At 71.2% G+C, this 24,604-nt stretch carries 1 protein-coding gene; it reads left to right on the top strand.

Annotated elements, in window-relative coordinates:
* The first annotated feature begins 168 nt into the window (after positions 1-168).
* Positions 169-24,588: a non-ribosomal peptide synthase/polyketide synthase gene (locus A6I89_RS22270; RefSeq protein WP_022598176.1), complete on the top strand. Its 24,420-nt coding sequence runs from the start codon at positions 169-171 to the stop codon at positions 24,586-24,588.
* The last annotated feature ends 16 nt before the right edge of the window (positions 24,589-24,604 follow it).

Here is a 24,604-nt window from a genome sequence, read left to right as displayed (position 1 = left end):
CTGGACCGCACTGCGAGGCGGGCGGATACTGCACATAAGGCGCTGCTCGTCGTAGGACGGCTTCCGCCCGAGGGAGTTCTCGTCAGACGACGGTGGCGCGAGCCACCGTGGCGAAGCGAACCTCCTTGGGGGCGATACGTGGATTCACCCGAACCTCCCGATCCTCACATGACCGGCGTCGAGGCGTCCCCGCGCCGGTTCCCACTGTCGGAGGCGCAGCGCGCGCTGTGGTTCGCGCAGCAACTCGCGCCCGACGTCCCCTTGTTTATCGCGCAGTACGTCGACATCCACGGCCCCCTCGACATCGACCGGCTACGGGCGGCGAACGTGCGTGCGGCCCACGAGTTCGAATCCCCGTTCCTGCGGGTCGTGACCGTCGACGGTGATCCGATGCAGTACGTCGACCCCGCCCGGGACACGTCGATCGAGCTGGTGGACCTCCGGGCCCACGTCGACCCCGTGGCAGCGGCGCACGTGTGGATGCAGCGCGAGATCGCCACTCCGGTCGACCTGTCGGTGGACCGTCTCGTCCAGACCGTCATCCTCCAGGTGGGCGATCGACATTTCTTGTGGTACAGCAGAAGTCACCACATCGCACTCGACGGCTACGGCGCGGCGACCATGCTCTACCGCATCGCCCACCTCTACACCGCCGCGGTGGAGGGACGCGAACCGGATCCGGCGGCCGCGACCGATCTGAGATCCCTCCACGACATCGACGAGCGTTATCGGGCGTCGGATAGACACGATACGGACCGGGCGTACTGGGCGCACCGACTGGACGGCGTCCGCGGCGTGACGCTCGTGGGTGCCGGTGCGCCCGCGGTGGCCGAAAGCCGGCTCGTGACATCGCCGTTGTCGAACCGGGCGATGCGTAGGCTCGAACGGTCCGAGGACGGACAGGGGCCGGACGCCTCGGCCGCGGCGCGCATCATCGCCGCGTTCGCCTGTTTCCTGAGTCGCACGACGGGAAGCCGCGACGTGGTCGTGGACATCCCCGTCTCGGCGCGCACCACGGCCGTACTGCGGCGGTCGGGCGGGATGACCGTCAACCTGGTGCCTATCCGGGTCGAGATGCGCGACGACGACACCGTCGGCGCCCTCGTCGGCCGGGTGCAGGTCGAACTGGTTGCAGCGCTGCGACATCAACGGTGCAGTCGCGCCGACATCCAGCGCGATCTCGGAACGGATCTCACGGCGCCCATCGTCAACGTGATGTTCTTCCATCCCGAGATCGTGATGGATTCGCTGGAGACGGAGTTCCACATCATCACCTCCGGTCCGGTGGACGATGTGCTGGTCAACGTCTACCAATCCGGCACGCCGGTAAGAACGTTCGTCGACTTCCGGGCCAACCCGAATCGGTACACGGCAGAGATCGAGGCCTCCCACCACCGGCGCTTCCTGGACTTCCTGGAACGATTCGTCGCCGCGGATCCGCAGCGGTCGCTCGCGGAGGTGCACCTGGGCGCCGCCCCGGCCCCCACATCGGCCTCCCCGACGCCACTCTCCGTCCGGTCGGAGCAACCCGCGCCGTCCGAGCAGCGTGAACCGGACGCGGACGACGTCACCGAACAGGCGATCGTGGACGTCTTCACCGAGGTTCTGCACGCGAACCGGCCGGTTCGGCCGGAAGACAGCTTCTTCGATCTCGGCGGCGACTCGCTGGTGGCCACCAAGGTCGTGGCCCGGTTGAACGCGGCCCTCGGGGTGACGCTGACGGTGCGCGATCTGTTCGAGGCACCCACCGCGCACCGCCTCGCGGGGCACGTCGGCGCGTCGAGGGAGACGGACGGAGCGACGGACGCACCGGTGCCGCTCCTGCCACTCGCGCGCCCGGATCGACCGGCGCGACTGCCGCTCTCACCGGCGCAGCAGCGGATGTGGTTCGTCAACCAGCTCGACACGGGTTCGCCGGTGTACAACATCGCGTTCGCGGTGACCTTGACCGGACAGCTCGATGTCGCGGCACTGCGCGCTGCGATCGGTGACGTCGTCGAGCGTCACGAGGCGCTGCGCACGGTGTTCCCGGTGGATGCCGAAGGCCCCCAACAGGTGATCGTTCCCGCCGAGTCGGCCGTGCCGGACGTGAGACCGGCGGCCGCGGAACGGCACGAGGCATGGGAGCAGATTCGCCGAGTGTCGGTGGTGGGATTCGATGTTCGGGAAGAACCTCCACTGCGCGCGCAGCTGTTCCGGCTCGGGCCGGAGGAACACGTACTGGCGGTGGTCGTGCACCACATCGCGGCGGACGGGCAGTCCGTGTCGCCGCTGGCGCGCGACGTCATGGTCGCGTACGCCGCGCGGCGGGCGGGCGGTCCACCCCGTTGGACCCCGCTGCCGGTTCAGTACGCCGATTACGCGCTGTGGCAACGCGACATGCTCGGCGACGAGCGCGACGGCCGGTCGGTCGCGGCCCACCAGCTGCAGTACTGGACGGCCCGGTTGGCGGACCTTCCGCCTGCCATCGCGCTGCCGCACGATCGCCCACGCTCCGCGACGATGACGACCCGCGGGGCAACGGTCACGCTCGACGTCGGCGCGGACACGCACCGGCGACTGCTCGACCTGGGGCGCGAGTGCGACTGCACGCTGTTCATGGTGCTCCATGCCGCGTTCGCGGCGCTGCTGGCGCGCCTCGGAGCGGGGCGGGACGTCGCGATCGGCACCCCGGTGGCGGGACGGACGGTCCCGGAACTCGACGAGTCGGTGGGCATGTTCGTCAATACTCTGGTGCTGCGCACCGACGTCGACCCGGCGTCCACGTTCGTCGAACTGCTGGCGGGTGTCCGCGACATCGACCTGGCGGCCCTCGCCAACGCGGACTTGCCGTTCGAGCGCCTCGTCGAGGAACTGGCGACCGACCGCTCACCGGCGCACGCCCCGCTCGTCCAGGTGCTGTTGGAACTGCAGACGGCCGTGACCACCGCGGTGGAGTTGCCGGGCGTGGTCGCCGACGTGTGCGAGATCGACACCGGCGTCGCGAAGTTCGAACTGCAGTTGAGTGTGCGGGAACAGGTCGACCGGGACGGGCATCCACAGGGTCTTTCGCTGGCACTGCATTTCGCACGTGATCTGTTCGAGCACGCGACCATCACGGGCGCCGCCCGGCGTCTGCACCGCATTCTCGACGCGGTCGCCGCGGACGGCGACGTCGTGATCGGAGATCTCGAGATCACCGACGCGCCCGAACGTGCACTGTCGACGCTGCCGCCGGACACACTCGGCGCACCGGCGACTCTCCCCGACCTGCTGGCCCGGGCGGTCGCGGCGGACCCGGCGGCGGTCGCCGTCGTCGCAGGCGCGTCCCGGCTGACGTATCGGGAGCTGGCCGAACGAACGAACCGGCTGTCCCGCTGGCTGATCGAGCGCGAAATCGGGCCGGAGTCGCGGGTGGCCGTCGCGATGACGAGGTCGGTGGACCTGCCGGTCGCCCTCGCGGCGGTCGTCGGTGCGGGGGCCGCCTACGTGCCGGTGGACATCGAGTACCCGGACGAGCGCGTCGCCTTCCTGCTCTCCGATGCTCGACCGGCGTGCGTCCTCGTCGATGCCGCCGGTGCGCACCGGTTGTCGTCGGTCCCCACCGCCGTCCCGCTCGTCGATCTCGGCGCCGACGCTGTTCGCGGTGCGGTCGCCGAGATGCCCTCGAACCCGGTCACCGACGACGACCGGACGGTGCGGTTGCGACCGGACGCAGCCGCGTACGTCATCTACACGTCCGGCTCCACGGGACGACCCAAGGGGGTCGCGGTGGCGCACCGCAGCGTGGTCACCCTGTTCGAGCGCACGGGGCCGCTCTTCCGGTTCGACGCGTCGGACGTGTGGACGATGTTCCATTCGTACGCATTCGATTTCGCGGTGTGGGAAATGTGGGGCGCGCTGCTGCACGGCGCGACCGTCGTGGTGGTCGATCGCGACACGGCCCGATCGCCGCGCGATTTCCTCGCCCTGTTGCGCGACGAGGGCGTGACCGTCCTGAGTCAGACCCCGGGCGCGTTCGGGCAACTGGTCGAAGCGGTGACGAGGAGGGACGCCGGCGAACCCGGACTGCGGCTGCGGCACGTGATATTCGGTGGTGAGGTGCTGGATCCCGGGCAACTGTCGGGGTGGTTCGAGCGTCGGGGTGACACCCACCCGCTGCTGACGAACATGTACGGGATCACCGAGACGTGTGTGCACGTCACCCACTGCCCGGTGAGCGCGGCGTCCGCGTCGCACGCGATCGCGGGCGCGATCGGGAACCCGCTGCCGGGCATGGCGGTCCGCGTACTCGACGAGCGGCTGCATCCCGCGCCGCCAGGCGTGGTGGGTGAACTGTACGTCGCCGGTGCCCAGCTGGCACGCGGCTACCTGGACCGGCCCGGGCTGACCGCGGGCCGGTTCGTGGCGGATCCGTTCGGCGCCGGCACCCGGATGTACCGGACGGGGGACCTGGGCGCGTGGAGGGCCGACGGGACGCTGCGGTTCGCGGGGCGCGTCGACGCGCAGGTCCAGGTCCGTGGCTACCGTGTGGAACTCGGAGAGGTGGAGTCGGTCCTCGCCGCGGTGCCCGGGGTGGGCTCGGCCGTCGCGGTCGCCTCCGACGCGGCATCCGGCGTCCGGATCCTCGGCTACGTGGTGGCGTCCGACGGGGTGCGGGTGGATCCGGGCGCGGTGCGCGAGGCCGCGGCGCGCACGCTGCCGGGCTACATGGTGCCGTCGGTGGTCACGGTCCTCGAACATCTGCCGATCACGGCGCACGGCAAACTCGACCGCACGGCGCTGCCCGCTCCCGAGGACACCGATCGTGTGCTTGTGGCGCCCCGTGACCCCGTCGAGGAATCCGTGGCGGCGGCGGTCCGCGGTCTGCTCGGGCTCGAGCAGGTCGGTGTCGACGACGATTTCTTCGTGCTCGGCGGGAACTCCTTGGTGGCAGCACAATTGGCGTCGCGCGTCGGTGACGCGACGGGTGTCGAAGTCGGGATCCGGGACGTGTTCGACGCACCCACCGTCGCGGGGCTGGCACGCCGGGTCTCGGGGACGGACGCGGGCCCACGAGCTCGTCCGCCCCTCGTCGCGCGACCCCGCCCCCCACGGATTCCGCTCTCGCCCGCGCAGCAACGGATCTGGTTCGTCAACCAGTTCGACACGGACTCGGCGGCGTACAACATCTCACTTTCCCTGACACTGTCGGGACCGCTCGATCGGGACGCGCTCGACGAGGCGATCGGTGACGTGGTGGCGCGGCACGAGTCGCTGCGCACGGTCTACCCGCTCGACGACGCCGGTCCCCGGCAGGAGGTGCTGCCCCTCGATCGGACCGGCCTCGGAATCGATCGCGCGGACGTCGACGACGAGGCCGACCTGCAGCAGCGGATGCGGGCCCTGATGTCGCGGGGCTTCGACGTCTCGGCGCAGGTGCCGCTACGCGCCGGTCTCTTCCGACTCGGCGACACCGAGCACGTGCTGACCGTGGTCCTGCATCACATCCTGGCCGACGGCTTCTCGCTGGGCGTGCTGGCGCGCGACCTCGTGACGGCTTATGCGACGCGGACCGCTTCGGGCGTACCGTCGCGGACCCCGCGCCCCGTGCAGTACGCGGATTACGCACTGTGGCAGTCGGAGTGGCTGGGGGACGCCGACGACCCGGCCTCGCTGCTCGCCCGCCAGCTGGACTATTGGACGACGACCCTGGCGGACCTTCCCGCGGTGCTGGACCTGCCGTGCGATCGCGCCCGTCCCGACGTGCGCTCACAGCAGGGCGGCCGCGTCGAGTTCGAACTCCCCGCGCAGCTGCACGCACGCATCGTCGATCTCGCGCGCGCACACGACGCGAGCGTATTCATGGTGATGCACGCCGCGCTCGCCGTCCTGCTGGCCCGTCTCGGCGGCACCGAGGACGTCACCGTCGGCACCCCGATCGCGGGCCGGGGCGCGGCCGCGCTCGACGACATGGTGGGGATGTTCGTCAACACGCTCGTCCTGCGGTGCGCCGTCGGCGGGAGCTGTTCGTTCGCGGAGCTGCTGCATCGGGTCCGGGAGGCCGACCTGGGTGCGTTCATGCACGCCGACGCGCCGTTCGAGCGGGTGGTCGACGCGGTGGATCCGCCCCGGTCCACCACGCATTCGCCGCTGTTCCAGGTGCTGCTCGAGTTCCGCACGATCGCGCGCCCGGACGTGCAACTTCCCGGTGTTCGGGTGCGCACCGTCGAATCCGACTACGACATCGCCAATTTCGACCTCCAGGTGAGCGTGGCGGAGGAGTTCGACGCCGACGGCGCCGCCGCGGGCATGACGGCCGGGATCGTGTTCGCGACCGACATCTTCGACGCCCGGACGGTGCGCGGGTTCGCCGACCGGCTGCTGCGGATACTGAAGGCGGTGACGGCGTCCGCCGATACCGCCGTCGGGGACATCGAACTGCTCGAACCCGCCGAACATGCCGTGCTGGCACCGGTCCGGGGCCTGCCGGCGATCGAGCCGCGTACCCTGCCGAACCTGCTGTCGGCCGCAGCCGACAGGGATCCGAGGCGGCCCGCGCTCCGGTTCGAGGGCGCCGACGTCACCTACGGCGAGCTCGACCGGATATCCGACGAACTGGCCCGCACACTGATCGACGAGGAGATCGGTCCCGGCGCCGTGGTGGCGCTGGGCATGCCGCGGTCCCTCGACTACCTCGTCGGCGTATGGGCGGTCGCGAAGTCCGGCGCAGCCTTCCTGCCGGTCGACCCGGCGCATCCCCCGGACCGCATCGAGCTGATGCTGCGCGACTCGGGTGCGGTGCTCGGACTCACCACGGCGGAGCTGCGGGACTCGTTCGTCGACATCGTCCCGTGGCGAGCGGTCGACGAGAATTTCTCCACGGCAATCGATCCGACCGGACCGATACGCGATGACGAGCGGACGGCGCCGCTGCGGGTCGACGACGTCGCCTACCTGATCTACACCTCGGGGTCCACCGGCGTCCCCAAGGGCGTCGCCGTCACGCACCGGGGACTGGCGAACTTCGCTGCCGACCTCCACGAGCGGTGTGGGACCGCACCCGACTCGCGGATCCTGCAGCTCACCTCACCCAGTTTCGACGTGTCGGTCCTCGAACTGCTGCTCGCGGTCGGCGTCGGAGCCACGCTGGTGATCGTCCCGCCCACCGTCTACGGCGGTGAGGAGCTGCGTCGGCTGCTGGCGTCCGAGCAGGTGACGCACTGCATCATGACACCGACCGCGCTGGCGATGACACCGACGGGTGCCGATTCCGACGGTGCGGCCGAGCTCGACCGCCTGACGTGTGTGCTCGCGGCCGGTGAAGCGCTGCCGCCCGACGTCGTCGCCCGCTGGGCGCGCGGCCGCACGATGATCGACGCCTACGGCCCCACCGAGACCACCGTGATCGGGACGGCGAGCGCGGGGCTGGAACCGGGCGATGCCGTGACGATCGGCGGACCCATCCGAGGCTTCCACGCCCTCGTCCTCGACGATCGGCTCAGGCCCGTCCCGGTCGGCACACCCGGCGAGCTGTACCTGGCCGGGCCCGGGCTGGCCCGCGGCTACCATCGCCGGCCCGCGCTGACGTCGGCCCGCTTCGTGGCCGACCCGAGCGGAGAACCCGGCGAGCGCATGTACCGCACCGGGGACCGGGTGCGGTGGACCGACGTAGGCACACTGGAGTACTTCGGCCGCGGCGACCGACAGATCAAGCTGCACGGTCACCGGATCGAACTCGGCGAGATCGAGGCGGTGCTGACACAGCATCCGGCCGTGGCACACGCCGCCGCCGACGTCCGTGGCGTGGGTCGTCTCGGGGACCGGTTGGTGGCGTACGTGGTCCCGGCGGCGGGCGCCGACGTCGACACCGCACGGTTGCACGACATCGTTGCCGCCCGATTGCCGTCGTACATGGTGCCGCGCCACATCACGGTGCTGGCACGGATCCCGATGACCGTGCACGGCAAGCTCGACCGCGCGGCGTTGCCGGAGCCGGCGGTCGGCGCCGAGGTGTCGGCGACCCGTCCGCCCGCGACCCCCGCCGAGACGGCCCTCGTGCGTGTCTTCGCGGACGTGCTGGGCTTGGAGACGGTCGGGGTCGAGGACTCGTTCTTCGATCTCGGTGGCGACAGCATCATGTCGATCCAGCTCGTGGCACGGGCGAAGGCGGCCGGGCTGTCCGTGACACCGCGGGACGTGTTCGATCGCCGAACCGTCGCGGCCCTCGCGGCGGTCGCGATGTCCGACGACGCAGGGGGCGAGTCCCTTGCCGAGCTCGACGGGGGCGGCGTCGGAGATGTACCGCTCACTCCGATCCTGGCGTGGCTGGTGCGGCGCGCCGGTCGCCGGATAGGCCGCTTCGCGCAATCGGTGCTGCTGAACCTCCCGGACGGGGTGCGGGAGTCGGACCTGCTCGCGGCCGCGCAGGCGGTCCTGGACCGCCACGACATGCTTCGCGCCCGCCTCGACCACGACGAGTCCGGTTGGCGGACCGAGGTTCTCCCGATCGGGGCCGTCGATGCCCGGGACGTCGTCTCCCGATACCCGGTACGGGACTTCGAGGACGGGTTCGCACGTCTCGCGGAGGCGGAACTGCAGGCGTCCGCCGATCGACTGGATCCCGCGGCGGGCAGCATGATCCGGCTCGTCTGGTTCGACGGACCGGACGGAAGCGGTCGCCTGCTCGTCGTCGTTCACCACACCGTGGTCGACGGGGTGTCGTGGCGGGTGATCGTGCCCGATCTCGCCGCGGCGTGGGCCCAGTCGGTCGACGGGCGCCGACCCGAACTGGACCCGGTCGGCACGTCGATGCGCAGGTGGGCGTACGCCCTTCGCGACACCGTCTCCGACCGGATGAACGAACTGTCCCTGTGGGAGGACGTCGTCGGCGGTGCCGATCCACCGATCGGCCGGCGCCACCCGGACCCGGATCGGGACGTACACGCGACGACGGACACGGTGCTCGTCGACGCCCCGGTCTCCGACACCGCGCTACTGCTGACGAGTCTGCCCACCGCGATTCACGGCTCCGCCCAGGACGTGCTGCTCGCCGCGCTCGCACTGGCCGTCGCACGGTGGACGACGCTGCGCGGTCCGGGCGACGACGCCGTGCTGCTCGGCGTCGAGGGGCACGGTCGCGAGGAGGACGCGGTACCCGGCGCCGACCTGAGCCGGACGGTGGGCTGGTTCACCACCATTCACCCGGTGCGGCCGGATCTTTCGGGGATCGATCTCGACGACGCGTGGGCCGGTGGGCCTGCCGCGGGGGCGGCCGTCAAACTCGTCAAGGAACACCTACGGTCCGCTCCCCACCACGGCATCGGTTACGGGATGCTCACCGAACTCGACGGCGACGCGGGTCGTCGCCTGCGGTCGTCGCCGCAGATCATGCTGAACTATCTGGGCCGGCTCACCGTCGCGGACGGCCCCGCCTCCGGACCGGGTCCGTGGATGCCGGTGCAGGCCGGGGGTCTCGGCCTCACCCAGGACCCCGACATGCCGGTGTCCGCGGCCCTCGACATCTCCGCCGGGGTGCGCGCACGACCCGACGGCGGCGCGCTGCAGGCGTCGTGGACGTATCCGACGGGAGTGCTCGACCGGGCAGACGTCCAGCAGCTCGCCGAGCTGTGGCTGGAGGCGTTGCACGCGCTCGCCGGGTACGCCCGCACCCCCGGCGCCGGGGGACTGACGCCGTCGGATCTGGATCTCGTCGAGCTCGATCAGAGTGGGATCGACGCGTTGGAGGCGACACGGCCCCGGCTGGCCGACGTGTGGCCGGTGACGCCGCTGCAGGCGGGGCTGTTGTTCCACGCACACCTGGCGGAGGACGCGCCCGACACGGACGCGTACCTGATCCAACTGGTGATCGAGCTGCGGGGCGAGCCGGCGCGTGAGCGACTCCGGGATGCGGCGCGCAGCCTGCTCGACCGCTACCCCAACCTGCGCGCCGGTTTCGTCGACGACGCCGGCGGCGAGACGATCCAGGTGATCGAATCCGACGTCACGGTGCCGTGGCGCGAAGTCGACCTGTCGGGTGAGACGCCCGCGGACGTCGAGTCTCGTTGGCAGGCACTGGCGGCCGAGGACCGCGCCACACCGTTCGCGATGGACCGTCCGCCGCTGCTGCGCTTCACACTGGTGCGCGTCGGGCACGGGTCGTACCGGTTGCTGCTGACACATCACCACATCCTCCTCGACGGTTGGTCGACACCGCTTCTGCTGCAACGGTTGCTGATGCAGTACGCGGCGGAACCCGACGTGACCGCGCCGTTCCCGGCCGGCGATTACCGCGACTATCTCGCGTGGCTCGCGACGCGTGACCGCGATGCGTCGGTCGCGGCCTGGTGCCGAGCACTCGACGGCGTCGCGGACCCGACGCTGCTCGCCGCGCCGGACGCGCCGGAGACCGCCGGTGCGTCACACGATCTCGACCTGGTTCTGAGCGATGCCGACACCGCCGCACTGACCCGCGTGGCCCGCGATCACGGCGTCACCGTCAACACCGTCGTCCAGGTCGCGTGGGCGCTCGTGCTCGGAGTCCTCATCGGGCGAACGGACGTCGTCTTCGGGGCGACGGTCTCCGGTAGGCATGCGAACGTTCCCGGGATCGAGTCGATGATCGGTCTGCTCGTCAACACAGTTCCGGTTCGGGTGCGCACGGATCCACGTGAAACAGTGGGGGAGTTGCTTCGTCGTGTGCAACGCGAGCAGGCGGCGCTGATGGAACACCACGACGTCGCACTCGCGGACGTGCAGCAGGCGGCAGGACCGGGCGCCGTGTTCGACACCCTCACGGTGTTCGAGTCGTATCCGATCGACCGGTCCGGGCTGGAGCGCGGCGCCGACATCGCCGGCCTGAGCGTCACGGCGGTGCGCGGGATCGACGCCACTCACTACCCCGTGACGTTGCGAGCCGCGCTCACCGACCGGTTGCACCTGACGGTGAAGTACCGGTCCGGCGCGGTCGACCGGGCGGACGCCGAACTCCTGCGCGCTCGCGTGCAGGCGGCGCTCGACGTGGTGACCCACCACCACGACCGGACGATCGCCCGTGTCGATCTGTCGACACCGGCCGAGCGGAAGGAATGGCTGCCGAGCGGCGGCCCGGCGGCCGCGCCCGCGCTGCTCCCGCAGATCCTCGCATCCGGGGCCGTCGCGAACCCGGACGGGCTCGCGGTCACCGCCGCCGACGGATCCCTCACGTACCGGGAGCTCGACGAGCGCTCGAACCGTCTCGCGCGGTCGCTGGTCCGCGCGGGTGCGGGTCCCGGCGCGGCCGTGGCGTGCGCCCTGCCGCGCTCGGCCGTGTCGGTGCAGGCGATGTGGGCCGTCGCCAAGTCGGGAGCCGCCTTCCTCCCGGTCGACCCCGCGTATCCGCGCGAACGTATCGAGAACATGCTCGCGGATGCCGACGTGGGCGTCGGAGTGACGTCGGCGGCGGATCGGCGCCACCTCCCGGACACCGTGCGCTGGATACTGCTCGACGACCCGGCGACCGTCGGGGGAGGCGAGTCGACGGACGCCGTCACCGATCGGGACCGGGCCGCCCCGATCCACGTCGACGACGTCGCCTACCTGATCTACACGTCGGGATCGACCGGGCGGCCCAAGGGGGTTGCGGTCACTCACCGCGGCCTGACGAGTCTGGTCGACGAAATGCACTCGCGCTACCCGATCTCGCCGGCCGCGCGGTGCCTGCACGTCTGTTCACCGAGCTTCGACTTCGCGGTGCTGGAGCTGCTGCAGGCGGGTGCGGCGGGCGCCGCACTCGTGGTCGCGCCGCCCGACGTGTACGGCGGCGCCGCGCTCGCCGACCTCCTCGTCGCGCAGCGGATCACCCACGTCTGCATCACGCCGGCGGCGCTCGCGACGGTCGAGCCCGGCCGATTCGACGATCTGGCCGTCCTCGTGGTCGGCGGCGACGCCGTCGGAACGGAACTCGTCGCCGGCTGGGCGACGGGGCGCACGATGATCGACGGCTACGGACCGGCGGAGTCGACCATCGTCACGACGTTCAGTGCACCGCTGGTTCCCGGCGCCGACGTGCCGATCGGGACGCCCGTCCTCGGGACCGGTGTGCTGGTGCTCGACGAGTACCTGCGGCCCGTCCCGCCCGGGGTGCCCGGCGAACTGTACGTCGTCGGTGTCGGTCTCGCCCGCGGCTATCACCGGCGACCGGGATTGACCGCCGCCCGATTCGTGGCCTGCCCCCGCGGGGCGGCCGGAACACGCATGTACCGCACGGGTGACATCGTGCGTCGCCGCCCCGACGGCGCCCTCGACTATCTGGGGCGCAGCGACTTCCAGGTGAAGGTGCGCGGACTCAGGATCGAACTCGGCGAGATAGAGGCGGTGCTGGTGGCCCACCCGGCGGTGGCCCATTCGGTGACGGTGGCGCGCCGCCGCGGCGCCGGCGATTCGCTTCTCGCGTCGTACGTCGTGCCGGCGACCGACGACGGAATCGACGTGACGGAACTGACGGAGTTCGCGGCGCGGCGACTGCCGCGGCACATGCTGCCGAACGCGATCGTGGTTCTCGGCGAGCTGCCCGTCACCCCGGTCGGCAAGCTCGACCGCGACGCGCTGCCCGAACCCGGCTTCGGCCGCCCGACCGCGCCCTACCGGGCGCCGCGCACTCCCGCGGAGGAGCAGGTGGTGGCGGTCTTCGCCGAGATCACCGGTGCCGACCGGGTGGGCCTGGACGACAACTTCTTCGGGCTCGGTGGCAATTCGCTCGGCGCGACGCGCGTGGTGGCCCGGATCAACCGGGCTCTCGGCTCCGGTCTCGATGTACGCGACCTCTTCGAGTGCGGCACCGCGGGACGGCTCGCGGAGCGCGCGTCGGAGCGCGCGCGTGCCGAGTCGCCCGCCGGACTGCGCGGCGGGGTACGCCCGGAGCGTCCGCCGCTGTCGTGGGCGCAGGAGCGGATGTGGTTCGTCGATCAGTTCGATCCCACGTCGGCCGCCTACAACGTGCCGATGGTGTTGCGGCTCACGGGCACGCTCGACACCCGGGCCCTGCGCGCCGCACTGACCGATGTCGTGGAACGACAGGAGTCGTTGCGCACGGTCTTCCCGTCGGGCCCGTCGGGGCCTTCGCAGGTGACCGTCGCGGCCACGGACGTCGTCGGAGATCTCGAAGCCGAGCCGGTGCGGCACCAGGATCTCGACGCCCGCATCGGGGACCTGCTGCGGGCGGGATTCGATGTGGCGCGAGAGGTTCCGGTCCGGGCCCGCATTCTCCGCCTCGACCCGGAGGTGCACGTTCTGGTCCTCGTGCTGCACCACATCGTCGCGGACGGCTTCTCGATCGCGCCTCTGGCCCGAGATGTCGCGGTGGCCTATGCGGCGCGGGTCGCCGGCCGACCACCCGGCTGGGAGCCGTTGACCGTGCAGTACGCGGACTTCGCGCTGTGGCAGCGCCGCGTCCTCGGCGATCCCGACGACCCGTCGTCGATGCTCGCGCGCGAGGAGGCGTACTGGCTCGACCGGCTCGCGGGCGCACCGCCGGTGACGACGCTGCCGTTGGATCGCCCGCGGGGCGCCCGCCGATCGACGCGCGGCGGACGTGTCGAGCTCTCGGTGGGGCCGGACGTGCACCGCGCGCTGTCCGGCATTGCGGAACAACACGATTCGACGATGTTCATGGTGGTGCACACCGCGTTGGCGGTGCTGCTCGCGCGGATCGGCCAGGACCGCGACGTGGTGATCGGCACGCCCGTGGCCGGACGTGGCGAGGCCGAACTGGACGACGTCGTCGGCATGTTCGTCAACACGCTGGCGTTGCGCACCGAGATCGACCCGGCGGCGGTGTTCGGGGCCGTCCTCGCCCTGGTGCGCGATGTCGACATCGAGGCCTTCGCCCATGCGGACCTGCCGTTCGAGCGGCTCGTCGTGCGGTCCGGTGCGGAACGGACCACGTCGTACGCGCCGCTGTTCCAGGTGCTGCTCGAGTTCCGGAACGTCGAGGCGCCCCGCCTCGAGTTGCCGGGGCTGACGGTGGAGGCCGTCGGCATCGAGGCGCGGGAAGCGAAGTTCGACCTGCAGTTCGGGATCGGCGAGCAACACGACGAGCGTGGCGCGCCGGCCGGCCTGCGCGGCGAGATCGTCTACGCGACCGACATTTTCGACGAGTCCACGGCGGCCGGCCTGGCCGGCATGCTGTCCCGGTTGCTCACGGCGGTCGCGGGGGACCCGGGCATCGCGGTCGGTGACGTCGGACTGATCGACGCACCCGCACCGGTCGCCGTACCCGTGACGGCGGAGGGCACCCTGGCGGATCTGTTCGGCGCGGCCGCCGCCGCGGACCCGGACGCCGTGGCCGTCGTGTGCGGGGACGAGCGGATCACCTATCGCGACCTCGATACGCATTCGAACCGGCTCGCCCGCTGGCTGATCGAACGCGGCATCGGGCCCGAGTCGGTGGTAGCGGTGGCGATGGAACGGACGGTGGACCTCGTCGCCGCGCTCGCGGGCATCGTCCGGGCGGGGGCGGCGTATCTTCCGGTGGACCCGGGCTACCCGCCCGAGCGCATTGGATTCGTGGTCCGGGACGCGGGAGCACGGACGCTGCTCACCGACGCCGGATCGGCGGCCGGGCTCTCGGACGTCACGCTTCCCGAGCACACCGAGATCGTCGGTCTGGATGCCGAGGACGTCCGGCAGCGGATCGACGGCCGGCCGTCGGGGCCCATCGCCGACCACGAGCGTGTTCGTCGGCTGCAACCGGACTCACCCGCCTACGTCATCTACACGTCCGGCTCGACCGGACGCCCCAAAGGCGTCGTCGTCACCCATCGAAACGTCGTGACGCTGCTGTCCGGGGCGCGCGACGTCATCGGTTTCGACGCGTCCGACGTGTGGACGTTGTTCCACTCCTATGCCTTCGACTTCGCGGTGTGGGAACTGTGGGGTGCCCTCGGGTTCGGTGGCCGGGTCGTCGTCGTGGACCGGCACACCGCGCGAGCACCCGACGACTTCCTCGCGTTGCTGGCGGCGGAATCGGTGACACTGCTCAGCCAGACGCCCTCGGCCTTCGGTCAACTCGCGCGCGCAGAAGCCGATTCGGATCGTCCCCTCGCCCTCCGCCGGGTGGTGTTCGGTGGCGAGGCACTCGACGCCAAACGACTCGCGGACTGGGTGGCGCGCCGCGGTGCCGACCGCCCCGCGCTGATCAACATGTACGGGATCACCGAGACGTGCGTGCACGTCACGTGGCACCCTGTCGATGCCGCCGAGGTCGATTCCTCCCGGACCGTCGGATCGGTGATCGGCGTCGGACTACCGGGAATCGGCGTGCGTGTCCTCGACGACCGGCTGCACCCGGTACCGGTCGGTGTGGTGGGCGAGCTGTACGTGGCGGGCCCTCAGGTGGCGCGGGGCTACCTGCACCGCCCGGACCTCACGGCCTCGCGGTTCGTCCCGGATCCGTGCGCGCCGTCGCGGCGGATGTACCGCTCGGGTGACCGGGTGCGGTGGACCCGGTCGGGCGATCTCGAGTACATAGGGCGCGCGGACTTCCAGGTGCAGGTGCGGGGATTCCGGGTGGAGCCGGGCGAGGTGGAGGCCGCACTGACCGCGGTGCCCGGTGTCGCGGCGGCGGTGGTCCTGGCCCGCGCCGAGTCCGCGGGCGCCGATCGTCTGCTCGGGTACGTCGTCCCGGAACCGGGGCAGACCGTGACTGCCGAGACGGTGACCGACGCAGTGGGGCAGCGGTTGCCGTCGTACATGGTGCCGTCCACGGTGACGGTGCTCGGCGAGTTCCCGCTCACCTCGAACGGCAAGATCGACCGCGCGGCGCTTCCGGACCCGCGGCCGGTGGGCGGCGAGGGCCGCCCGCCCGCCACCGACGTCGAGCGGATCCTGACCGATCTGTTCGCGGATGTCCTGGGCGCCGAGTCGGTGGGTGTCGACGACTCCTTCTTCGGGCTCGGCGGCGACTCGATCATGTCCATCCAGTTGGTGTCTCGCGCCAAGGCCGCCGGCGTGACGATCACCCCGCGCGACGTGTTCGAGTACCGCACCGTCGCCCGTCTCGCGGACGTCGCCGCGCAGCTCGACCGGCCCCGCGTCGAACTACTACCCGAACTACCCGGCGGCGGTGTCGGCGACGTCGCCACCACACCCGTCGTGCACTGGCTGGCAGAGCGCTCCGGTGACTTCCACCGGTACGCACAGTCATTGGTGCTCGACGTGCCGGTCGACCTCGATCCGGACGCGCTGGCCACCGCCGTGGACGCGGTGCTCGACCGGCACGACATGTTGCGTGCGCAGTTGCGGCACGACGACCGCTCGCGCACGGGTAGGCGCCTGACGGTGCGTCATCCGGGAGCGGTCGACGGACGCTCGGTGATGCGCACGGTGGCCGTCCCGACGGTGCATGGCTCCGCGTTCACCGAGGCGGCGCGGGTGGCGCTGGAGGAGGCCGCCGATCGGCTGGACCCGCTCTCCGGGAGCATCATCCAGATCGTGCTCCTCACCGCGCCCGACGGCGCTCGGCTCCTCGTCGTCGTGCATCATCTCGCGGTCGACGGAGTGTCGTGGCGGATTCTGATCCCGGATCTGGTGGCCGCGTACACCGGGGCTGTCGCGGGCCGGGACCCTGACCTCGCGCCGGTCGGCACGTCGATGCGGACGTGGGCGGACGGGCTCGTGACGGCCGCGCAGGACCGCGTCGACGAGCTCGAGCTGTGGCGGTCGATGACCGAACCGGTGGGGCCGAGTCTCGCGGCCCGGCAACTGGATCCGAACGTCGACGTCGGTGCCACGACCGATCGGGTCGAGATCGCACTGTCGGCCGAGGTCACCCGTGCACTCACGACAACCGTGCCGCGCGTGTTCCACGGCTCCGTCGACGACGGCCTGGTCAGCGCGTTGGCGCTCGCGGTGGCGCAGTGGCGGCGGGAACGTGGCGTCGACGTCGATGCCGTGGCCGTCACCCTCGAGGGACACGGCCGCGAGGATCACGTGGTACCCGGCGCCGACCTCTCCCGCACGGTCGGCTGGTTCACCACGCTCCATCCGGTGCGATTCGACCTGTCGGACACCGACCTCGATGCGGCGACGACGGGTGGCCCGGCGTCCGACACCGTCGTCAAGGCCGTGAAGGAAACGATGCGCTCGATTCCCGACCACGGCATCGGTTTCGGTCTGCTCCGGTACCTGAACGACGAGACCCGGCCGGTGTTGTCCGCCCGCCCGGTACCGGAGATCAGCTTCAACTACCTCGGCAGATTCGACACCGGTGCGGGCGGTGTGTGGCTACCGGTCGAGGACGCCGAGCTGCGGGGAGTGGCCACACCCGAGCTGTCGGCGCCCGCGGTGGTCGACGTCAACGCTGCCGCGGTGTCGGGACCGGACGGCCCCCGGATCACCGCGACGTGGGACTTTCCGCGCGGGCTCCTCAACCGCGGTGAGGTGGAGCGGCTGGCGCAGTGGTGGGAACGCGCGGCCGAGGCGATCGCGCGGCGCGCGGGCACACCGGGCGCCGGTGGATTCACCCCCACCGACCTGGACCTGGTCGCGTTGGATCAGGGGGCGATCGAGGTCCTCGAGGACCGCTACCCGGAACTGTCCGATGTGTGGCCGCTGTCCCCGATGCAGCGCGGCATGATGTTCCACTCGGAACTCTCGGCCGACGCCGCCGACGCCTACCTGGTGCAGTTGGTCCTCGAACTCGACGGCGCCGTGGAGGTTCCGCGGCTGCAGCGTGCCGCGCACGCGCTGCTCGGGCGGCACGCGAACCTGCGGACGGCCTTCGTCCGCACGCCGGGTGGCGACGCCGTAGAGGTGGTGCAGGGTGCGGTGGACGTGCCGTGGAGCGAGATCGACCTCCGCGAACACAGCGAGCCGGAGGCCGCCGCGCGAATGCGTGAGCTGCTCGGCACGGACCGCGCGACGGCATTCGACCTCTCGCACGCACCGTTGCTGCGAATCACGCTGGTGCACATGCCCGGCGACGCCGAACGCCTGGTCATCACCAACCACCACATCCTGTTCGACGGTTGGTCGACGCCGCTGCTGCTCGAGGACCTGTTCGCGCTCTACGCGGCGGACGGCGACCCGTCGGGGCTCTCCACACCGACCTCGTACCGCCGCTACCTGCACTGGCTCACCACCCGTGACGATTCGGTGACGTTGCGGGCGTGGACCGACGCGATCGCCGGCGCCGCCGAACCGACGCTGCTCGCCGACCGATCGGCGGCCACCGACCGGTACGTCGAGTCCCGCGATCTACCCTTCCGGCTCGATGCCGACCTGACCGCTCGGCTGCGCGTTCGCGCCCAGGACCGGGGGATCACCCTCAGCACCGTCGTGCAGACCGCGTGGGGAATCGTGCTGGGGCTCCTGACCGGTCGCGACGACGTCGTCTTCGGCGCGACCGTCTCCGGCCGGCCGCCGGACCTCGCGGGCGTCGAGACGGCCGTCGGCCTGTTCATCAACACCGTCCCGGTCCGGATCCGGCTGGACCCGTACGAGAGTCTCGGTGATCTCCTCGCGCGGATCCAGACCGAGCAGACGGCGATGCTCGATCACCACCACGCCGGACTCGAAGCCGTGCAGCGGGCTGCCGGTCCCGGCGCGGTCTTCGACACGCTGACGGTCTTCGAGTCGTATCCCCTGCGTGACGCCGACGGTTCGGGCACGGAGATCGCCGGTCTACGGGTCGTCGGTATCGACGCACGCGACTCGGCGCACTATCCGCTGAGCGTGGTCGCGGCGGTGCGCGACGGACTCAACGTGACCATGAAGTTCCGACCCGACGTGCTCCCGGAGTCGGAGGTCGCTGCCATTGCCCAGCGCCTACTGCGGGTGCTGCGTTTCCTCGCCGACGAGCCGGACCGCCGCGTCGCCGCGCTCGACTTCCTCTCGGAGGCCGAGCATCGTGCTCTCGTTCCGATGCGTACGGGACCCGGCGCCGCGCCGCGCACGCTCGCCGCGATACTCGACGCCGCCGCAGCCCGCGACGGCGAGGCGCTCGCGCTCGTCGGCGACGGCCGGGAGGTGACGTACGGGGACCTCGACCGGCGCTCCAACCGGCTGGCCCGCCACCTGTCCCATCTCGGGATCGGCCCGGAATCGATGGTGGTGCTGGGGATTGCACGATCGTTCGAGTCGGTACTCGCGGTGTGGGCGGTGGCGCGGTCGGGGGCCGCCTTCGTGCCGATCGACCCCGACTATCCGCCGGAACGGGTGGCGACCATGCTTGCCGATTCCGGCGCGACGGTCGGTGTCACGACCCGGGAACACCGGTCCCGGTTGCCGGACACGTTGCAGTGGCTGGTGCTCGACGATCCGGGTTTCGAGCGCGCGTACGAGACGTGGCCGGCCGACGCCGTCAGCGACGCCGATCGCACCGCACCCCTGCTACTCGACAACGTCGCCTACCTGATCTACACGTCCGGCTCGACGGGACGCCCGAAAGCCGTCTCGGTCACGCACCGGGGTCTCGGCAACTACGCCGACGTGCAACGTGATCGCTGCGGGCTGTCCCCGGACGCGCGGACCCTGCACTTCTCGTCACCGAGTTTCGATGTGTCGGTGGTCGAGTACCTGCTGTGCTTCGCGGTGGGCGCGACGATGGTGATCGTCCCCCGAACCGTGTACGGGGGAAGCGAACTGACGGCGGTTCTGCGCAAACGGCGTGTCACGCACGCGTTCATCACCCCGGCCGCGCTCGCGTCGGTGGATCCCTCCGGCCTCGACGACCTCGAGTGCGTCCTGGTCGGCGGCGAGTCCTGGTCGCCGGAACTGGTGGAGGACTGGCTGCCGCAGTGCCGGATCCTGAATGCGTACGGCCCCACCGAGACCACCATGGTCGTCAACCTCGAGGAGTCCGCCGCGGATCGGCCGGCCGAGCATTCCCTCGGCCCGCCCATCCCCGGAGTCACCGAGACCGTGCTCGACTCCTGCCTGCGTCCGGTGCCTGCGGGGATCGCCGGCGACGTCTACATCGCGGGGCCCGGACTGGCCCGTGGCTACCACCGACGGCCCGGACTGACCGCGGCCCGGTTCGTCGCCGACCCGTACGGCGCTCCGGGCGACCGCATGTACCGGACCGGAGACGTCGGTGCGTGGCGGCCCGACGGAAAGCTGGAGTATCGCGGGCGCAGCGACTTCCAGGTGAAGGTCCGTGGCTTCCGGATCGAACTGGGGGAGATCGACGCCGTCCTCACCGGGCATCCCGATGTGCGGTTCGCCGCCACCCTCGGGCGCCGCGGGCCGGCGGGCGACACCATGCTGGTGAGCTACGTCGTCGCGCGCGACGGTCATCACGTACACGTCGACGAGCTGAGGCGACACCTCGCCGAGCGGGTGCCGGAGTACATGGTCCCGACCGCGACAGTCGTGCTCGACGACATCCCCCTCACCCCGGTCGGCAAGCTCGATCGGCGGGCGCTGCCCGACCCGGAGTTCGGTCTCGCCGCAACGACCTTCCAGGCCCCGACCGATCCCGTGGAGGAAGCGATCACGGGGGCCTTCGCGGAGGTTCTCGGATTGGGTCGCGTGGGAACGGGCGACAACTTCTTCGACCTCGGCGGCAACTCGCTGTCCGCGACCCGCGCGGTGGCACGACTCGACGCGTCACTGGGCGTCGACCTCGGCGTGCGGGCGCTGTTCGAGGCCCCCACCGCGGCCGCGCTTGCCGAGCGGATCGAGCACGCCGACACCGGGCCGTCGGGCCGTCCCGTGCTCGAGGTGATGCCGCGCCCCGCGGAGATCCCGTTGTCGGCGGCGCAGCAGCGGATGTGGTTCATCAACCAGTTCGACCCGTCCTCTCCCGCGTACAACGTGCCGATGGCGGTGCGCCTGACCGGGGCTCTCGACTCGTCGGCGTTGCGTGCGGCCGTCGGCGACGTCCTCACCCGGCACGAGGCGTTGCGCACGCGCTTTCCGGTCGGCGCCGCCGGCCCGATCCAGGACGTCCGCCCGGCCGCCGAGGTCACGATCGACCTCGAGCCGGTGGCGGTCTCGGGCGACGACGAGCTGACGGTCCGCACGCGCGCGATCATCGCGACGGGATTCGACGTGACGGAGCGAGTTCCGGTCGACGGCGGACTGTTCGAGTTGGCTCCGGACCTGCATGTCCTGGTCCTCGTCGCGCACCACATCGTGATCGACGGGCTGTCGCTGGGGCCGCTGTCGCGCGATCTGATGCAGGCGTACGTCGCACGGACCGCCGGTCGGCCTCCGGACTGGGATCCGCTGCCCGTCCAGTACGCCGACTACACACTGTGGCAGCGGGCGCTCCTGGGCGACGAGAACGATCCGGGCTCCCTCCGGTCGCGCCAGCTCGCCTACTGGACCGAGACGCTGTCGGGCGCGCCGGACCTGTTGGGGTTGCCGAGCGATCGTCCTCGGCCGATCCAGCAGTCCTTCCGCGGCGACCGGGTCGAGTTCGCGCTCGATCCCGGGTTGCACCGCCGGCTCCTGACGTTCGCACGCGATCACGGCTCGAGCCTGTTCATGACGATTCACGCGGCCCTGGCGGTGCTGCTCGCCCGGTTGGGGGACACCGACGACATCGTGGTCGGCACCCCCGTCGCGGGCCGCGGCGAGCGGGACCTCGACGATCTCGTCGGAATGTTCGTCGGGACCCTCGCACTCCGCACGAGAGTCGATGCGCGGCGATCGTTCTCGGAGCTTCTCGAGTCGGTGCGCAACGTCGATCTCGGTGCCTTCGCGCACGCCGACGTGCCGTTCGAGCGTGTCGTGGAGGAACTCGACCCCGCCCGTTCGACTGCGTATTCGCCGCTGTTCCAGGTCGCCCTGGAGTTCCAGAACGACGAGAGCGCTGGCGTCGAGCTGTCCGGGTTGCGGCTCGAGGGCGTGTCGATCGGCGCCGGAATGGTCAAGGAGGACCTCGAATTCGTGCTCGGTGAGCGGTTCGACGGTGTCGGAGAACCCGCAGGGATCTCCGGTGTCGTGGCGTTCGCGACCGACCTGTTCGATCGGGAGACCGTGCAGGGCTTCGCCGATCGTTTCGTGCGAATCGTCGAGGCCGCCTCGTCCGATCCGGAACGGCCCGTCGGTGATATCGGGATCCTGCACCCGTACGAACTGGCCGGGTTGGCGCCCGCGCGCGGCGCCCCGGACGCGCCGCCCCTGCTCCTGCCCGATCTGCTCGCCTCGGCCGCGCGCAATCCCGATGCCCTCGCAGTGGTGTGCGACGGCCGCGAGCTGACGTACCGGCAGCTCGACGAGGGGGCGAATCGGTTGGCTCGCCACCTGATCGCGATGGGAGCCGGGCCGGAAGGGTACGTCGCGCTGGGCCTGTCTCGATCGGTGTCGTCGGTGCTCGCGGTGTGGGCGGTGGCCAGGACGGGCGCGGCCTTCGTGCCGGTGGACCCGAACTATCCCGCGGAGCGCATAGCGCGGATGCTCGCCGACTGCGGTGCCACAGTGGGTGTCACGGTGCGATCGTGCCGGGAGCGAGTCCCCGGCTCGTTCGACTGGGTGGTGCTGGACGACCCGGACGTCGCGGAGGCCGTCGCGGCCGAGCCGGCCACCCCGATCTCGGACGCCGACCGGAGGCGTCCCCTGCGTGCCGACCACCCCGCCTACCTGATCTACACGTCCGGTTCGACCGGTACGCCGAAGGGTGTCGTGCTGACCCATCGGGGTCTGGCCGACCTGGCTGCCGAGGAGCGGGATCGGCTCCTGGTGACGCCGACGGCGCGGACACTGCACTTCGCTTCGCCGAGCTTCGACGCGTCGGTGTTCGAGACGGTGATGGCACTCAGTGCGGGAGCGACGATGGTCGTCGTGCCCCCGGACATCTACGGCGGCACCGAGTTCGCCGAGATCCTCGCCACCGGCGGGGTGACGCACGGGTTCGTCACGCCGACCACGTTGGCCTCACTGGATCCGATGGGCCTCGAGAGCCTGCGGACGCTCGTGGTGGCGGGGGAGCCGTGTCCGCCGGAGTTGGTGCGGCGCTGGGCGCCGGGGCGCACCATGCTCAACGCGTACGGCCCGACGGAGACGACGATCATGGCGAACATCAGCGCGCCGATGAGCCCGCACCGGCCGGTGACGCTGGGCGGCCCGATCCGGGGTGTCCGCGAGGTCGTGCTCGACTCCCGCCTGCACCCGGTGCCCCGCGGGGTGGTCGGGGAACTCTACGTCGCCGGATCGGCGCTCGCGCGCGGCTACCATCGCCGTCCGGGAACCACGGCCGCCCGCTTCGTCGCGGACCCGTTCGGCGCTGCCGGAGACCGGCTCTACCGGACCGGTGACCTGGTGCGCTGGCGGACCGACGACACACTCGAGTACGTGGGCCGCAGCGACTTCCAGGTGAAGGTGCGCGGCTTCCGGATCGAGCCGGGGGAGATCGACACCGTTCTGGCGGCGCAGCCGGGCGTGGGATTCGCGGTCACGCTTGCCCGGCGGGGGCCGGCCGGCAACATGCTGCTGTGCTCGTACGTGTGTCCCACCGTCGACGCGCACGTGGACCCGGACGAGATGCGCCGCGCCGTCGCCCGTCACCTGCCGGCGCACATGGTGCCGTCGGCCGTCACGGTTCTCGATCGCGTTCCGCTCACGCCGACCGGCAAACTCGATCGCGATGCCCTGCCGCCCCCGGCCTTCCTGGCGGCGCCCGCGGTGTACCGGGAGCCGCAGGGCCCGGTCGAGACGGCTGTGGTCGACGCGTTCGCAGACGTCCTCGGAGTCGAGCGAATCGGCATGGACGACAGCTTCTTCGACCTCGGCGGAACCTCGTTGCTCGCGACCGGACTCGTCGCGGATCTGAGTGCGCGGATGGGCACGCGAGTGTCGCTGCAGGCGCTGTTCCTGAATCCGACGCCCGCGGGTCTGGCGCGCCGCCTCGAGACCTCGGCGCCGGACGACGTCGGAGCCGCCCTCGCACCGGTGATCACACTCCGGGCGGAGGGGGACGGCCGGCCGCTGTTCTGCGTGCACCCGGGAATCGGATTGTCCTGGGGCTATGCGGGTCTCGTGAGATTCCTGCCGCCGGAACGGCCCGTGTTCGGTCTGCAGCTCCCGGGCATCTCCGGGGGACCGCAGTACGCGTCCGTGGAGGCACTCGCCGCGAGCTACGTCGACGAGATCGAGGCCATCGCGCCGGACGCCGCGTGCGATCTGCTCGGCTGGTCGTTGGGCGGTGTGCTGGCGCACGCGATGGCCGTCGAGCTGCAGCGGCGCGGGCGGCCCGTCGGTGCTCTGGCCGTGATGGACAGCTACCCCGACGACGGAACCGCTCCGCTGCTCGGGCGTCTCGACCTCGCCGACCTGCTGCGCGGATTGGGACTCGAAGTCACCGCGTCGGATCTCACCTACGACGACGCCGCGCGAATGATCGACGCGCACTTCGGAACCTCCGGCGGCATCACCGGGGCGCACCTCGAGCGGATCGACGACGGCTATGCGAACTCGCGACTGCTGGTGCACCGCTACGTGCCGCAGGTGTACGACGGCGATCTGCTGGTGTTCCCGGCCCTCGGCGACGGTGACGGGGACCGGCGATCTGCGCAGGAATGGCGCCCGCTGGTCACCGGCGACATCGACGAGCACCCCGTCGACTGCGGGCACAACGACATGGTCGAGGGCGAGTCGCTCGCGGTGATCGGGCCGGCGCTGGCCGCATACCTGGATCGGCGGGACTGAGCCTCCGCCCGTAGCG

The sequence above is a fragment of the Prescottella equi genome, from assembly GCF_002094305.1.
GTDB classification, from domain to species: domain Bacteria; phylum Actinomycetota; class Actinomycetes; order Mycobacteriales; family Mycobacteriaceae; genus Prescottella; species Prescottella equi.
Note: the sequence above shows the minus strand (reverse complement) of the source record. Positions and strands in the feature narration are given on the sequence as shown.